General features: G+C 59.6%; 14 protein-coding genes and 1 pseudogene. 1 reads left to right on the forward strand and 14 read right to left on the reverse strand.

Annotation, left to right across the window (positions count from 1 at the left end):
* The 8 genes from BJL95_RS15860 to BJL95_RS15895 all read right to left on the reverse strand — a co-directional run.
* Nucleotides 1-694, reverse strand: a 694-nt coding sequence (locus BJL95_RS15860) for an adenosylcobinamide-GDP ribazoletransferase (protein ID WP_071159331.1), incomplete at its 3' end; no start/stop codon positions are given.
* Between the two features lie 2 nt (nucleotides 695-696).
* Complete coding sequence (locus BJL95_RS15865) at nucleotides 697-1,149, reverse strand: TM2 domain-containing protein (protein ID WP_254786822.1); 453 nt, start codon at nucleotides 1,147-1,149, stop codon at nucleotides 697-699.
* A 142-nt stretch (nucleotides 1,150-1,291) separates the two neighbouring features.
* On the reverse strand, nucleotides 1,292-2,332 hold the full coding sequence (gene cobT / locus BJL95_RS15870) for a nicotinate-nucleotide--dimethylbenzimidazole phosphoribosyltransferase (RefSeq protein WP_071159333.1): 1,041 nt from the start codon (nucleotides 2,330-2,332) through the stop codon (nucleotides 1,292-1,294).
* 2 nt (nucleotides 2,333-2,334) lie between these two features.
* The gene (cobU, locus tag BJL95_RS15875; protein ID WP_071159335.1) at nucleotides 2,335-2,859 is read right to left on the reverse strand and encodes a bifunctional adenosylcobinamide kinase/adenosylcobinamide-phosphate guanylyltransferase; all 525 of its coding nucleotides are present in this window, start codon (nucleotides 2,857-2,859) and stop codon (nucleotides 2,335-2,337) included.
* Entirely contained in the window at nucleotides 2,852-3,295 is a 444-nt protein-coding gene (locus BJL95_RS15880; RefSeq protein WP_064025536.1) for a universal stress protein, read from the reverse strand. Before BJL95_RS15880 ends, cobU begins: the two co-directional genes overlap by 8 nt.
* Before the next feature lie 9 nt (nucleotides 3,296-3,304).
* The gene (locus BJL95_RS15885; protein WP_064025557.1) at nucleotides 3,305-3,814 is read right to left on the reverse strand and encodes a hypothetical protein; all 510 of its coding nucleotides are present in this window, start codon (nucleotides 3,812-3,814) and stop codon (nucleotides 3,305-3,307) included.
* A 127-nt stretch (nucleotides 3,815-3,941) separates the two neighbouring features.
* Nucleotides 3,942-5,831: an ATP-binding cassette domain-containing protein gene (locus tag BJL95_RS15890; protein WP_071159337.1), complete on the reverse strand. Its 1,890-nt coding sequence runs from the start codon at nucleotides 5,829-5,831 to the stop codon at nucleotides 3,942-3,944.
* Between the two features lie 160 nt (nucleotides 5,832-5,991).
* Complete coding sequence (locus BJL95_RS15895; protein WP_064025540.1) at nucleotides 5,992-6,288, reverse strand: hypothetical protein; 297 nt, start codon at nucleotides 6,286-6,288, stop codon at nucleotides 5,992-5,994.
* Between the two features lie 257 nt (nucleotides 6,289-6,545).
* Between BJL95_RS15895 and BJL95_RS15900 the strand changes: the two genes are divergently transcribed.
* Nucleotides 6,546-6,812, forward strand: a complete 267-nt coding sequence (locus BJL95_RS15900) for a hypothetical protein (RefSeq protein WP_064025542.1) — start codon at nucleotides 6,546-6,548, stop codon at nucleotides 6,810-6,812.
* Between the two features lie 106 nt (nucleotides 6,813-6,918).
* Here the strand turns inward: BJL95_RS15900 and BJL95_RS15905 are convergent, their stop codons facing one another.
* The 6 genes and pseudogenes from BJL95_RS15905 to BJL95_RS15925 form a co-directional block, all read right to left on the reverse strand.
* Nucleotides 6,919-7,413 (reverse strand): hypothetical protein, encoded by a 495-nt coding sequence (locus BJL95_RS15905; protein WP_071159338.1) that lies wholly within the window; start codon nucleotides 7,411-7,413, stop codon nucleotides 6,919-6,921.
* A 201-nt stretch (nucleotides 7,414-7,614) separates the two neighbouring features.
* Complete coding sequence (locus tag BJL95_RS15910) at nucleotides 7,615-8,532, reverse strand: hypothetical protein (RefSeq protein WP_071159341.1); 918 nt, start codon at nucleotides 8,530-8,532, stop codon at nucleotides 7,615-7,617.
* A gap of 573 nt (nucleotides 8,533-9,105) precedes the next feature.
* Nucleotides 9,106-11,583 carry an EAL domain-containing protein gene (locus tag BJL95_RS15915; RefSeq protein WP_071159343.1) on the reverse strand — a complete coding sequence of 826 codons (2,478 nt, stop codon included), beginning with the start codon at nucleotides 11,581-11,583 and terminating at the stop codon, nucleotides 9,106-9,108.
* 21 nt (nucleotides 11,584-11,604) lie between these two features.
* Nucleotides 11,605-13,374 carry a PAS domain S-box protein gene (locus tag BJL95_RS15920; protein ID WP_254786823.1) on the reverse strand — a complete coding sequence of 590 codons (1,770 nt, stop codon included), beginning with the start codon at nucleotides 13,372-13,374 and terminating at the stop codon, nucleotides 11,605-11,607.
* 1,440 nt (nucleotides 13,375-14,814) lie between these two features.
* Nucleotides 14,815-14,922: pseudogene (locus BJL95_RS25780) on the reverse strand (IS110 family transposase); the annotation flags it as partial.
* A 65-nt stretch (nucleotides 14,923-14,987) separates the two neighbouring features.
* Nucleotides 14,988-15,417 (reverse strand): transposase (locus BJL95_RS15925; RefSeq protein ID WP_139306269.1); only part of this gene is annotated, 430 nt, incomplete at its 5' end.

A 15,417-nucleotide genomic window follows, 5' to 3' on the forward strand; every position in this document is an offset into this window, starting at 1 on the left:
CCGCCGTTTCGACCAATTCGACGGCGGCGCCGTACACGTCGCCGGTCGCGCCGCCCAAACGGGCCAGCGCCGCGCGCCGCAGCCACCACAGCACCAGACCGGCCGCGAGCAGCGGCAGCCAGCCCGACAGGCCCAACGCCAACAACAGCGCCGCGCCGACGGTCCAGCGCATCGCCCGGAAATCGGCATGCGCCAGCCAGGTCGCCGCCAACCCGGCTGGGCTGACGTACTCGGCGGTCAACATGAGCAGCAAAATCGCCGTGCGCCCCAGTAACGGCGCGGTCCATAGCGGTGACGGATCATGCCGTTCCAACAGCGCCGTCAGCGCCGCCCATTTCAGCAACAGGATTAACACCAGCAAACAGACCGCCACCGGCCCGGCGGCCGGATCTTTCATAATGCGCAAACTGCGTTCGCGGTCGCCCTGGCCGCCGACCCAGGCATCCGCGCAATCGGCCAAACCGTCCAAATGCAGCGCGCCGGTCGCCAGTACCCACGCCGTCAACAAGATGCCCGCCAGCAAGTAGGCCTGCGTTCCGGCCAACCAGGCCGCCAACCCGCTCAACAAGCCGCCGAGCAGCAAACCGACCAACGGATAGCAAAGCAAGGATCGGCCGGCCGTCGGTCCGTCGAACCCAACCGCCGGGACCGGAAACCGGGTCAGAAATTGCCAGGCCAGCCAGAACGCTCGCACGGTTATTTCAGGTGCCTGCCCTTGGCGTCTTTGAAAATATGTCCGGTCAGGATCAGCACGCCCTCGATGAAGCCCCACATCACGCCGTAACCGCCGGTCGCCAAGGTCACCAGAATCTGTACGATACCTATCGTGTAAAAGCCCAAATAGATGCGGTGCAAACCGACCGCACCCAGCGAGATACCCAACAAACCGGCCACTATCCGGCTTTTCACCGGTTGGGATTCCATCAGATAGGCACCGACCAGGCTGACTTCGGTGACTTTGTCGTCCTCGAAATCGAAATCCACGTCGTCGCCGGACTTGGGCGGCGCGTCGGATTGCCATTGCTCGATATGAAACTCGTAAAATTGGTCTTTGGCTCTGATAACGCCGGTTTGGCAATCGGCGTCGTAACTCTCTATATGTCCTAGCATGTCGTTAACCCGGTTCTCGCCGCCTCGAATACGCCGCATCGGGCTCTCGGGCGGGTTTATTCTTATGAAGCAGGTCGGAGTCCGACCCGGTAGCCGAAAACGCCGGATCAGCCCTGGCGTTTTCGGCCGCTCATGATACGGGAAACGCCGCCCGGCCGCCACGGCTGGCGTTCCGCCGGCATCAAGCGGTACTGACTCCGGCCTGGGCGAAGGTCGCCATCTCGTTGTGCAAGCGGCAAGCCATTTGCAACACCGGTATCGCCATCAACGCCCCGCTGGCTTCGCCCAGCCTCAAATCCAACGCCAGCAAGGGCCTGGCGTGTAGCGCTTCCAACACCAGAACGTGACCTTTTTCGGCCGAACGGTGGCCGAAGAACAACCAATCGGCGCAGCCCGGACATAGCGCGGCGGCCAGTAAGGCCGCCACCCCGCTAATGAAGCCGTCGACGACGACCGGCAAACCCTGCTGGGCCGCGGCCAGATAGGCACCGGTCAGCGCGGCGATTTCGAAACCGCCCAGGATTTGCAACATCGCTAGCGGCGAGTTCAAGGCCTCGCGGTGCAAGGCCAAGGCCTGCTCGATGACCGCCGCCTTCCTGTCGATCTGCCCAGGGCTCAAACCGGTACCGGCGCCGGTTAAACCGGCGGCCGGCAAACCCAGCCGGGCGGCGGCCAATGCGCTGGCACTGGCGGTATTGGCGATACCCATTTCGCCGCCGACGAACAATTCGGCGCCGGCAGCCAGCGCTCGCGCCACCGCGTCCCGGCCGGCGGACAACGCGACCGCAAGTTGCTCGGCACGCATTGCCGGCGCCGTCAAAAAGCTGGCCGTACCGGAACCCGCGCGGCAATTGACGACGCCCGGCACGTCCACCGGCGCCACCAGACCGACATCGACGACTTCGAAGTCCGCGCCGAGGGCGCGAGCCAACACGTTGACCGCGGCGCCGCCGGCCGCGAAATTCTTGACCATTTCCTGGGTGACCACTTGCGGAAAGGCCGACACGCCCGCCTCGGCGATGCCGTGATCGGCGGCGAACACACTGATCCAGACGCGTTCGACGCTCGGCCGCTCCCGGCGCTGCAAAGCCGCCAAGCGCACGGCGCTTTCCTCCAGCACACCCAGCGATCCGGGCGGTTTGGTCAATTGCGCTTGCCGGGCGGCGGCGATCTCGAACAGCCGCCGGTCCGGCTGGGCCGGCGCTTGAAATATCCAATCCATGCTCACGCCGATTTCAGAACCAGCGGCAAACCGGCCGCCACCAACGTCACCCGGTCGCAGATTTCGGCCAGCCGTTGATGCAAAAAACCGGCCTCGTCCACGAAACGGCGGGTGGCCGGATCGGCGGCGACCACGCCGTAACCGACTTCGTTGCTGACCATCACCACCCGTCGCCGCACCGAGCTTAAGGTTTCGCATAGCGCGTCGCGGTGGCGGTAATAGTGATCGGCCCGCAAATTGCCGCGACTATCGAACAAGGCATTGCTGAGCCACAGCGTCAGGCAATCGACCAGAATGCAGCGATCGGCGGCGGCGGCCCGTAGCGTACCGGCCAGATCCAGCGGCTCCTCGACGGTCACCCAGCCGGCGGGACGATCTAGACGATGGCGGGCGATGCGCTCGCGCATCTCGGCGTCGCCGGCTTCGGCGGTAGCCACGTAGACCACCGGCAAGCCCGATTCGGCGGCCCGCGTTTCGGCATAGCGACTCTTGCCTGAACGCGCCCCGCCCAGCACCAATTCAATCATCCGCCAGCCTGACCGCCAGTACGTCGCATTTGGCGTGGTGCAACACGCCGTTGGCGGTAGAGCCGAGCAGCAGGGCCAAACCGTGCCGGCCGTGCGAGCCGACCACGATCAAGTCGGCCTGGTTTTCCTCGGCAATCCGGACGATTTCCATTTTCGGGCTACCCATTTCCAGGTATTGGCGTTCGACCGGCACCTGCAGTTCCTCGCCGAGTTTAATTAGGCGTTGTTTGCAGGCATCCATCAGCTCCTGGGTCAATTCGACATCGAATGGGATGATGGCGTCGGCGGCCGGATCGGAAATCGGCAAATTGTCGACGACGTGAACCAAGCTGAGCTTGGCATTGTTCTGCTCGGCAATTTGGCTAGCCTTGTGAACGACTTGGTCGTTGGCCTCGAAAAAATCGACTGCCAGTAATATGTGTTGGTAAATGGCCATGGCTCTCTCTTATTCTGCGGTGGGAAGTTCGGGAAACAGCAAGGACATCGCTTGCGACGAAATCAGTATATACAAAAGCGCCAACGCCAACCCGAACGGCAACGGCTTGTCCAGCGCGTGGCGATAGATGTTGCCGTTGATCAGCCAGTGCCAGGCCATCAGCAACAACATCGCGATATAGGCGAGTTGGTTGGCCTGGGTTTCCAAACTGGCCATCGCCGGAATCGCGAAGAAGGTGATCATTGCATCGCAGCCCAGCAACGCCGTCAGGGTTTGTGGAAAGCGGTTCGGATTGCCGGAAAAATACAGCAACGGATACGTAAACCCAACGATCAACGCGGTTTGCAGCAATAACTGCAGCAGGGCGCCGGCGAAGCTACTGCCGATCAGCAAAATCAACAGATTGATCAGCGCGTAAGGCAGGAAGGCCAGCCGGGTTAGCCAGCGCGACGCCGGCACGTCTTGCGGCCCCTTGCGTAGCATGCAGATCTCGAAAAACAACAGCACTAGTTGGTACATGATGGCTCCGCTGAAATGAGTAGGTGCCGGCTCGCGCCGGCTTGGCAAGCTAAACTGCCGGGACATCGGCGGTCTGTCAAATCGCCGCCCGGACGTGGGCGGCAGCGTCCGGATCGGCCAACCCCGATTATTCGGCCTGCGCCAGAGTTTCCTCGGCGGTCAGCCAATCCAGTTCGGCCTGTTCCAGCGCGCTATCGACGTTCGCCTTTTGAGCCAACAACTGCTTGAGCCTTTCCTTGTTGTCGTCGCTGTAGATAGCCGGATCGGCCAGTTGTTCCTCCAGCTCGCGCTGCTGCTGGTGAAACTTCTCGACCGCCGCCTCGGCTTTCTTGACCGCGTCCAGCAACGGTTTCAAACGCTGCCGGCGTTCGGCATCCTGTTTGCGTTGATCCTTACGGGACACGCCGCTCGCCGCTTCCACCGCTCCGGCCGGTTCGTCGCCGGCCTTTTTTTGTTCGGCCAACCATTGCTTGTAATCGTCCAGATCGCCGTCGAAGGGTTGGACTTGCCCGCCGGCCACCAGCAGCAAGGTATCGGTGACCGAGCGCAGCAAATGCCGGTCGTGCGACACCACCAGCAACGCGCCTTGGTATTCCTGCAAGGCCACGCTCAAGGCATGACGCATCTCCAAATCCAGATGGTTGGTCGGCTCGTCGAGCAACAGCAAATTCGGGTTTTGATAAACCAGCATCGCCAACACCAGCCGGGCTTTTTCGCCGCCGGAAAACGGCTCGACCGGATCGTTGACCTTGTCGCCGCGAAAATCGAAACCGCCCAGAAAATTGCGCAAATCCTTCTCGGTGGCTTGCTTGTCGAGCTGTTGCAGATGCCACAGCGGGCTTTCCTCCAGCCGCAGCAACTCCAGTTGATGCTGGGCGAAGTAGCCGATGTTCAAGTCCTGAGCGTTCCGCAACTTGCCGCTCAAGGCCGGCATTTGTCCGGATAGCACCTTGATCAGACTGGACTTGCCGGCGCCGTTGGGTCCCAGCAAGCCAATGCGATCGCCGGGCGTAATGGTCAGGCTGGCGTTTTTGACGATGACTTTGTCGCCGTAGCCGATGTCCGCGTGTTCCAGTTGCAGCAGCGGATTGGGCATTTTTTTCGGCGGCGGAAAGCTGAAACCGAACGGCGAATCTACGTGGGCCTGGGCGATCAATTCCATGCGTTCCAGGGCCTTGATCCGGCTCTGCGCCTGACGGGCCTTGGTCGCCTGGGCCTTGAAGCGATCGACGAAGCTTTGCATGTGCGCGATTTCGCGCTGCTGCTTTTCGTAAGCCGATTGTTGCTGGGCCAATTTCTCGGCGCGCATGCGTTCGAATGCCGAATAGTTGCCGGTGTAGATCTCGGCCTGGTTTTGTTCGATATGGACGATGTGGTCGGTGATGGTGTCGAGAAAATCGCGGTCGTGCGAAATCAACAGCAAGGTGCCGGGATATTTGACCAGCCAGTCCTGCAAATACATCACCGCGTCCAAGTCCAGGTGGTTGGTCGGCTCGTCGAGCAATAACACGTCGGACCGGCACATCAAGGCTTGAGCCAGATTCAATCGCATCCGCCAACCGCCGGAGAACGAACTGACCGGCCGGCTTTCCTGTTCGGTGCTGAATCCCAGACCGTTCAGCAAGCGCGACGCGCGGGCCTGGGCGGTGTAGCCGCCGACGTGGTCCAGCGCGACGTGCAATTCGGCCAACTTGATGCCGTCGTGATCGGCCTCGGCCGCCGCCAATTGTTGCTGCAAGGCGCGCAGTTCGCGGTCGCCGTCCAACACGTAATCGATCGCCGAACTGGGCAGAGCCGGGGTCTCCTGAGCGACGTGGGCAATCTCCAGATTCGGCGGCATCGAAAACTCGCCCTCGTCGGCGTGAAGTTCGTTGCGCAGCAGTGCGAACAAGCTGGATTTGCCGGCGCCGTTGGCGCCGGTCAGACCGATCTTTTGGCCCTTGTGTATCGTGAAGGACGCGCCGCTGAACAACAAGCGGTTGCCGCGGCGGATCGCGATGTTTTTGAAATTGAGCATGATGGTGGCGATAGCAGTCGGCCTGGCCCCATGCCAAACCTGGGCGGGGATTTTAGCGCGGGACGGCCGCCAGGGTGTGGGCGATTTTAGGATAGCCCGGATGCCGTGTAGAGGAGACGCTAGAGTGAAGCTCCCCGCCTGAAAACCGGCGGATTCGGGCTCAGCCGGCTAAACGGTAATCCCGCCAGCTCTGCTCGGCTCGAGACTTTGCGACCGCAGGCCGGCGCAAACAGGGTATGCGTTTGTGACCGGCTAGGCGGATGCACTCGTAGCCGCGCTGCCGATGGCAGCAGGCGCAACGGTTCAAGCGACGCAGATAGCGCCCGTAGGCGCGCTCCGTCGCCTGCTCGAAACGCCGCAACGCGCCGCCGGTTTGCGGGTAAGGTAGCCAAACTTGCGATACCGCCAATCGGGCATACAGACGGCGGGCTTGATCGATCAGTAGGTCGTTATCCATTTGTCCTCCCCTATCTCCAAAAAGATGCGGAATCGGCGCACCGTTGGCGAGACCCGACCGAATCGACAACGACTCGGCCGGCCGCGTTGGCGAACCGTCCGAGTATATTGAACCCCAACGCCGCGCCGGACGGTTTGATCTCGATCAAGCCGAGCCACACCGGCCGCGCGTGCGTTCCAAGCCAGCGAATCGGCTTAACGGTTAAACTTTCCCGCTAATTGGCGGTCGCACGGTCTCAACCAAACGGGAGATAGACCATGTCATTAAGCCAAGATTTCGATCATTTGCTGGAAAAACTCAATACGGAACGGGAGAGCTTACAACTTAAACTGCATCTGGCCTCTATGGATGCCAAGGACGAATTCGCCGAAGCCGAACAACTTTGGCAGCAGTTCAAGTCCAAGGCCTCCGAAATCGCCGACGAGTCGATAGAAACATCCGAAGACTACATTGCCAAGGCGCAAGTGGTCGGAGAGGAATTGAAAGCGGCGTATCAGCGCATCAGCCAGCGTTTGACCGAATAGCACCCGAAGCCGGTGCTTGCCAAGCAAGCACCGAACCGGGGACGCGGGCGCATGGGACGACTCGCGGCCGTCCGCCCGGTGCGGGGACGGAAGAGAAGAAAAAGCGTTAAACCGGCTTGCGCCGTCCGGCGTACAGCAGCCCCATCACGGCGGAACACATCGTCCACGCCGCCGCCGGCAACGGCACCGAAACGCCGCCAAGATCCGGAATAGGCGCGACATTCGCCGCCGGCACTTTACGGCGCGGCCCGTCGGTTAGCGCCAACAAAAACACATTATCCAGCCAGATTTGCGCGGCGCTTTCGCCGCCAAGATCGGCATTCGTCAAACGTTCGCCCTGAAACCGATAGACTCCGGACGAAACGCCGCTCTGATGGGCAAGCTCCAAGCGCCGCGCGCCAACCGCGCTGGGAGTAGCCGGCCGTTGCAAGGCGGCACCGCTTTCGGCTAACAAACTCCACCGCTCGAAATCGTACTGATCGAACAGCCTATCCGAAATCTGAAAATGATGAATTTGGTCGGTCGGTAGCCGGTTATTGGCCTGGGGGGTATCGGTGGCCAGTAGCCAGCCGATTAAAACAACGGTCCCGAATCTGACCATACTGTCTCCAAAAATTAAAATCACGTCCTTGTGCGACCCACATCCTGTCTTGTGCGTTACCAACCCAAGCCGCCGGCGACGCAGCCTGGCCCGGTAACGCACGTGAAACAGAATACGCAATCCGCATGAAGACCTTCTGGAGAGAGAATTAAAAAACGGTGAAAACCGGATTAAAGTTTGCCGACTGAATCCGCCGCCGAATCACACGGGGCGGCGACGGCGGTATGCCAAAAATCCAACCACCCCAACCGCCGCCGCGCCGAGCAAAGGCAGGATCAAGCCGGAATCGGCCACCGCGCCGCCGGCGGTATCGTTCGGGTATTTGAATTTGACCAGAACGCCGAGTTGCGGATCGGTGACGTTGACCGCAATCGCCTTGGCGCCGAGATTGGTCCATTGCAGCTCGCTACCGTCGAAAGGTTTGTTGTTGCGAGTATCCTTGTTGACGATGTGCGGAAACAGCGGCGTGACACCGAGCTGACTGCCAGCCAACTGCCGGGCCAGTTCTTGTTCCAATTCGGCCGTGGTCTTGCCGTCGGTCTTAAGCGTCACCGGCCGCTGGCCGTCGATTACGATTTCGATTTCGCCGTGCGAACCGCTTTGGTTCTTCTTGGAGGTAAAACCCTCCAAATACTCAACGTCGGCCGCATATACCAAATCGACCGCCACCCGGACGCCGGCGGCGCCGAACGCCCGGTCACCCAAGGCATAACGCATTTTTTGGTTGGTGTAATCCCTGACGATGATATTGGTCAGCGCGTAGCCGGCTCGATTGGCAATCGCCAATTCAGGCTGCCCCTCCGGCTGGTTGACGGTCATCCCGCGCCAATTGGGATCGAGCTGAATCATGCCGTCCTTGATCGCGGTCAGCAGCTTTTTGGTCACCGCGGTCGGCGCCGCGCCCTCGAACTTGGCCGGATTCAAAAAGCTCAGTCCGGTGGCGCGATAAAGTTCGCCGTCGTCGATACGCCATTCCGCCGTATACGAAAACAGCGCATCGCCGGTCTTGGTCGGCATGTCGTTAAAAATATGCAAGCGGTCCTGCCCGGCCGGCGTCGCGGCAAGCGCGGCGGCGGGCAGCAGGAAAGCGGCGAGAGCGAGCTTGAAGGATGATGTCATAACGAGTGATGGTTTCCGGTAAAAACGGCCACGTTAACACACCGCCTTCCGCTCGGAAAATCTTATCGTATCGATTCGACTTTGCTTGTCGACGTCGCGGGCTGGATTGGACACGGCGACCGCCTATCCCGGCTCACGGCAATGCCGTTACTCTGAAAGTCGCCGGACGCCGCCACCCAATTCGGTGGCAGAGCGCCTTCAATCGCGGCTAAAGCCACCCCTACGCCACTACCTTTCATTTGCTGGGCGATGCAGCGGTTTCATGATCGTTAAGCCTAAAAAGGGCAGTTGGCGTGTATTGCGGGCCGTTCGTGCTGAGCAATGTCGAAGCATGGACGGCTCGCAATACACTCACCAAACGGGTGAATGAAAAGTCCCGCGCGCCCTTCGACAAGCTCAGGACGAACGGGATTTTTCATCGCCAAACTGCTCTTTTTAGGTTAAGTCGAGTCGTTCGTGGTGAGTCCTACGACTGCGCTCAGGAGAGCCCTGTCGAACCATGAACGGCTTAACCATTCACCCTTCGACAGGCTCAGGGCGAACGGTCAAACCTTAACCTAACGACATTACGGCTTAAGGCAAGTGGCTCCTGAGCCCGGCGCCGACGAAGGCCTGCGAGAATTGTTCGGCGCTGACCGGCCGGCTGAACAGATAACCTTGTAGCGAATCGCAGCCTTGCGCCGTTAAAAAGGCCAGTTGCTCGGCGGTCTCCACACCCTCGACCACCACCGACAGCCTTAGCTCGTGGGCCAGCGCGACGATCGCCCTGACCAGGGTTTTGCTGCTACCGTCTTCGGCCAGACCGATGACGAAGGAGCGATCGATTTTGACGCTCTGCACCGGAAACCGGTACAGATAGGTCAGATTGGAATAACCGGTACCGAAATCGTCTATGCTCAGCCGCACGCCCAAGGCCTGGAACTGGCGCAGTACCTGCAACGTGCTTTCCGGGTTTTGCATCACCGCCGACTCGGTGATTTCCAGTTCCAGCGCGTTAGGATTCAACCCGGTTTCGCTCAAAATATCCTTCACCGTTTGAAATAAATTCGCTTCCAAAAACTGGCGCGCCGAGACATTGACCGCCACGCTGGCGAACGGTCCGCCGTGTTCGATCCAAGCCTTGGCCTGCAGACAGGCTTCGCGCAATACCCAAGCCCCGACTTGCACGATCAGCCCGGTTTCCTCGGCGACGGTAATAAAGCGGTCCGGATAAACCAGTCCCCATTCCGGATGCTGCCAGCGTACCAAAGCTTCCGCGCCGGTCGCCAAACCGCTGACACTATCTATTTGCACCTGAAAATGCAGGCGCAATTCCCGCTCGGCCAGCGCGCGCCGCAAGCCGCGTTCGACGGTCATCCGTTCCAACGACCGCTCCGTCATCGCCAGCGTATAAAACTGATAGTTGTTCTTGCCGCGCTCCTTGGCCAGATACATCGCGGTGTCGGCGTTCATCAGCAGGGTGTGGCTGTCTTTGCCGTCGTCGGGAAACACGCTGATGCCGACGCTGGCGGTGACCACCAGATCGTTGCCTTCCAACGTAAACGGTTGGGTCAGGATATCGATGGTCTTTTGGGCGATGCGCGCCACGTCGTCGCTGTGAGTAATGTCGTTCAGCAATACGATGAATTCGTCGCCGCCCAATCGGGCCAGTACATCGTTGGCGCGCACGGTACTTTTCAAGCGATCGCTGGTCGCTTGCAGCAACAAGTCGCCCAAGCGGTGGCCCAAGGTGTCGTTAATCAATTTGAAGCGATCCAAATCCAGGAACATCAAGGCCAGCTTGCTACCGTGCCGGCGGGCGGTCGATAGCGCTTGAGTGAGCCGGGCATGAAATTGATCGCGATTGAGCAGCCCGGTCAGCGGGTCGTGATTGGCCAAGTAAATCAGTTGCTGTTCGGCGTATTTGCGGTTGCTGATATTCTGGACCTGCACGATGAAATATTGCGGCACGCCGTCCGGACCGCGCACCAGCGAGGCGCTCAACAGCGTCCAAACCCGCTTGCCGGCGGTTTTGTGCAAGCATTCCAATTCGATTTGAAAGGTGGGCCGCTCGTCGGCCAACAATTGATGCAAGCATTGATCGAGCAAGTGATGCGGCTCGCCGTCCGGCATCAGCATCCGCAGACGGCCGTTCAGCAACTCCGCCCGGCCGTAACCGAAGGTTTCGCACAGCGCGTTGTTGACTTGCAGAAAAGCGCCGTCCAACGACACCAAGGCCATGCCGATCGCGGCCATCTCGAACGAGCTGTGAAAGCGCTCTTCGCTTTCCCGCAGTAAATTTTCCATTTCTCGGCGGGCGGTGATGTCGCGAAACACCATCACCGCGCCAAACAAGGTGCCGTCGTCGTCGATGATGGGCGCGGCGCCGTCGTCCACCGGAAACTCGGTTCCCTGCGGATTGACCAGTATCGTGGCGCGCTCCAGCGCGGTGACCTCCAGACTTTCGAGGGTGCTTATGATCGGGTTTTCGACGACGCCCCGGTCCGATTCGGAAACCAGTGTCATCAGCTCCTCGATTCGGCGCCCCTTGGCCTGCTCCAAACTTTGGCCGGTCGCGTCCTCTGCCACCGGGTTCATAAACCGAACCCTACTGTCGGTATCGGTGGCGATGACGGCATCGCTAATGCAGCGCAGGGTTTTACCGAACCATTGCTCGCTCTCCTTAAGTTTGCGTTCCAATTGGTGCTTGTACAAAGCCACTTCGATGGAAGCATGCAGTTCGTCCGGCCGGAACGGCTTGATCAAATAGCCGTAGGCGCCGGTGGCTTTCGCCCGCGCCAATGTCGCGGAATCGCTGTAAGCCGTCAGAAAAATCACCGGAATCCGCAACGATTCGACAATGGCTTGCGCGGCGCTAATGCCGTCCATCTCGCCCTTCAACACGATGTCCATCATCACCAAGTCCGGCTTATGCTGGTTGGCCAACGTGATGGCCTGGCCGCCGGAAAACGCGGTCGCCACCACCTGGTAACCGAAACCTTCCAACTGCCTGCGGATGTCCATCGCGATGATGCCTTCGTCTTCGACAATCAGGATTTTGCTGGCTTGCATCGTCGCCCCCTCGTTATCGGGTTATTGCGGATTTTCCGGAAAACGCAGCGTGAACGCCGTGCCGGCGGTCCGGTTCAAGTCCATCCCGCCGAGCAATTGATGAGTCAAGGTATCCACCAATTGCAAGCCCAGCGAGCCGGTGTTTTTAAAGTCCAGCGCCTCGGGAAGACCGACGCCGTCGTCGGCGATCGTCAAGCAGTATTCGCCCAGTCGCAGGCTAAAAGCGATGCGTACTTGACCGGCGCGATTGCCGGGAAACGCGTGCTTGAGCGCGTTGGACAGCAATTCGTTGATGATCAGGCCGCAGGGAATCGCGGTATCCACGCCGAGAAACACATTGTCGATGGCCATTTCGATCGCGATGTTGCCCGCATGCGCGCCGTAACCGAATAACAAGTGATCGACCAAACTGCGAATGTATTCGTTGAAATCGATTTTCGCCAAATCCTTCGATTGATACAGCTTCTCGTGCAGTAGCGCCATGGCCTTGATCCGGTCGGCGCTTTGCTGGAGCAGATCGGCGGTTTCCGCGCTGGTCACGCTGGCGGCTTGCAGGTTGATCAGACTGGAAACCACCTGCAGGTTGTTCTTGACCCGGTGGTAGACTTCCTTCAACAACACCTCTTTTTCGGTCAGCGCTTGGCGCAAGCGGTCGTGGGCGTTTTTGCGCTCGGTAATATCGACGATGGAGCTGAGGACGATGGTGCCGTTCTCGTCGTCGATCAGCCCCAAGCCGATTTCGACCGGAAATTCGCTGCCGTCCTTGCGCAAGCCGAACAAATCCCGGCCCTCGCCCATCGGCCGCGATACCGGATCGGCCAGATAGGCCTGGCGAGCGGCGACGTGTCCGCCGCGAAAGCGTTCCGGAACCAATACCTCGACCGGCTGCCCCAGCAACTCGGTGCGCGAGTAACCGAACGAGTTCTCGGTTTGCGCGTTGACCATCAAAATCGTGCCGGACTCGTTGACCATGACGATGGCATTGGGCGCGGATTCGACCGCCTGCCGAAATCGATGTTCCAGGCGTTTGCGGGCGGTGATGTCGACGATGGAACTCAACACCAGGGTTTCGTCGTGGCTGTCGATCAGGCCCAAGCCGATCTCGACCGGAAATTCGCTGCCATCCTTGCGCCTCCCGTATAAATCGCGGCCGGCGCCCATCGGCCGCGACACCGGATCGGCGAAGTAGGCGCGACGGAAGTCGGCATGGCCGCCGCGAAATCGCTCGGGCACCAACATTTCCACGGCCCGGCCTATCAGTTCGGCGCGGGTGTATCCGAACGACAGCTCGGTCTGGGCGTTGACCATGACGATGCAACCGGATTCGTTGACCATCACGATCGCGTTCGGCGCCGCTTCCACCGCTTGCCGAAACCGGTTCTCCAGGTGTTGGTATTCGGAAATGTTTTCGTGGATGACGATGACCGCGCCCAAGGCCGGCTCGGCGAAGCGCGCGACTCTTCCGGTAAACCACAGTTGGCCGGTGGCGGTACGAAACGCGTACTCCAACGAAAACTCCGGCCGCGAACCGTTCAACACCGCCAGGATGCCGTCGTAAAACGCTTGACCGCCTCTGTCGTTGGTCAGCCCGGCGGCGAGCAGGCCCGGATAACGCTGGCCGAGTTGCAGAGCAGGCTTGGCGTTGGCGTGTGCTTGGTCGAACGCCAACCAGGCTTCGCTGACGTGCACGACCTTGCCGTCGGCATCCAACACGCAATATTGCTTGGCCAGTGCCGCCAACACGGCGGCTTGGAAAGGCGCGGCATTATCCGGATGCGGCGTGGTCGACATCCCAGCCCCCTCTGATTGGTTGTAAGAGTCCCTAATCATAGATCATCGGTCTGATTCGAACACCTTAAATCCGCCGCGCTTGAAATCCGCCGATAGTGCTTAGTTGTCAGAGTGGTTCAAGACCATCATGCCCGCCGGGAAATGGGCATCCAGTGCCATGAAGGGTAGGCTTAAATCCATCTGTTGAGTCCGGATTCGCTCCGCTAGTTCTTATCTGTCAGCGTTGTTCAAGACCATCATGCCCGCCGGGAAATGGGCATCCAGTGCCATGAAGGGTAGGCTTAAATCCATCTGTTGAGTCCGGATTCGCTCCGCTAGTTCTTATCTGTCAGCGTTGTTCAAAACCGTCATGCCCGCCGGGAAGCGGGCATCCAGTGCCATGGATGGTAGGCTTAAACCCGTCCGTGGCGGACGACTTCGCCCACCGACGTTCACAGCAAATTCAGGCCATCGCTCGGCCGGTACGCGCCGGCCGGCAAATTTTCGATATTAAAACGCCCGGACCGCATGGCCGCGGGCTTTATTCAGCCTGCCGCCGGCTTCGCCCGCACGTCCAACGGCCGCGGTCGCGTTTTAAAAGACGCCGACCGTACATAAAAATCACCGGAAGGCACGCTCCAACGCTTCGAACGTACCGCCGCGACACCCGAACGTACCTTCGACACTCTCGGCCGTCCGTTCGGCGGTTACGAAGGTGCGGTCGAATCTCGATGGAACGCGGTCGGGACGATAGTCTGTACGGTGGAATGAGTTTTACGTGCGGTCGGCGTAAACGGCGGCGCGAACGCCGCGAATTTTGAGCGCATATCCTGCCCCGCAAGTGTGAATTTTTCCGGCGGATGCGCGGCCAGAACCCGTTGGCATCCGCATGCGGAGTTAAGCGCCGGGCAGCCCGCCGATGTCGGAAGATCAATCCTTGGTTATCGAGCGAGAATCCGTCGAAATCGAACCGCCTCGCTTCGGAGGGTGTCGTAAAAGTCGAAACAGAACCCTCTCCTCGCGGGAGAGGGCAGGGTGAGGGGGATAAAATCAATGCCTTACCTTGATATTTCCCCTCACCCCATATATGGACTCCTCCCCAATTGCAAGCCAAGTGTTATCAAAATTGATGTTTCCAACAGAGATCAAGATTGCAGCCATATATTCGGTCTCTTGATGAAGGTACTTGATAGACCTTCGGACCCTGATGAATCTATCCGCGCGCCTTTGCCTCTACCAACCTAACGATTTCCAAGAATCTCTGGGGTGAACGGGATTGAAAAGCACCGGTCTGACCTGTTGAATGTCATCACTATTGAGTCACTTGCCTCCGCAATCTGTTGAACTCTGTTGGTCTTGCCCTACACCGGGTTGAGGGTTATCCACGCTTTGTTCGCGCCGGAACCCTTCTCTCGTGTGAAGGCGCGGGCAAAGGGTGGATAACCCGGCGTCGAACGGTGGTTACACCGCCGCTTGATATGCTTTGCCCTGCGTCGCCATCGCCCAGAGTATCCGGGCATTCTTGTTGGCCAGCGCCACGGCGGCTTTGTTGAAGCCTCGTCGTTCAATCGTAAGCGATCTTTGAAGGACGCACTAGAACTGAAACGGACAATGACTTAACCGTTGGCGTGCGATTAGTCCGTTAGGGCGTCGAGATTCCAAGGCAACAGCGCTTCGAACTCTTCGACAGTTTTTGCGGTGGGAAGCTTTCGGAACAGATCGACCAGATAGGTGTAAGGGTCGACGCTATTGGCCTTGCAGGTTTCGATCAACGAGTAAAGATTAGCGCTGGCACGGGCGCCGGCCACCGTATCGCAAAACAACCAATTGCGGCGGCCCACCACGAAGGGGCGTATGGCGTTTTCGCAGAGGTTGTTGTCGATGGGCCAAGCGCCGTTGTCGACGAAGCGGATCAGTTTGGACCACTGCGATGACAAGTAATGCAAAGCCTTGCCCAGCAAACTACCGGGGATTACCGCATGCAGATGTTGTAGCAGCAGGGCTTCGATTTTGACCAAAACCGGTCGGCTTTGCTCCTGGCGCCGCTGCCCACGCTGTTCGACG

It is taken from the genome of Methylomonas sp. LWB (assembly GCF_001856095.1).
GTDB lineage: Bacteria > Pseudomonadota > Gammaproteobacteria > Methylococcales > Methylomonadaceae > Methylomonas > Methylomonas koyamae_A.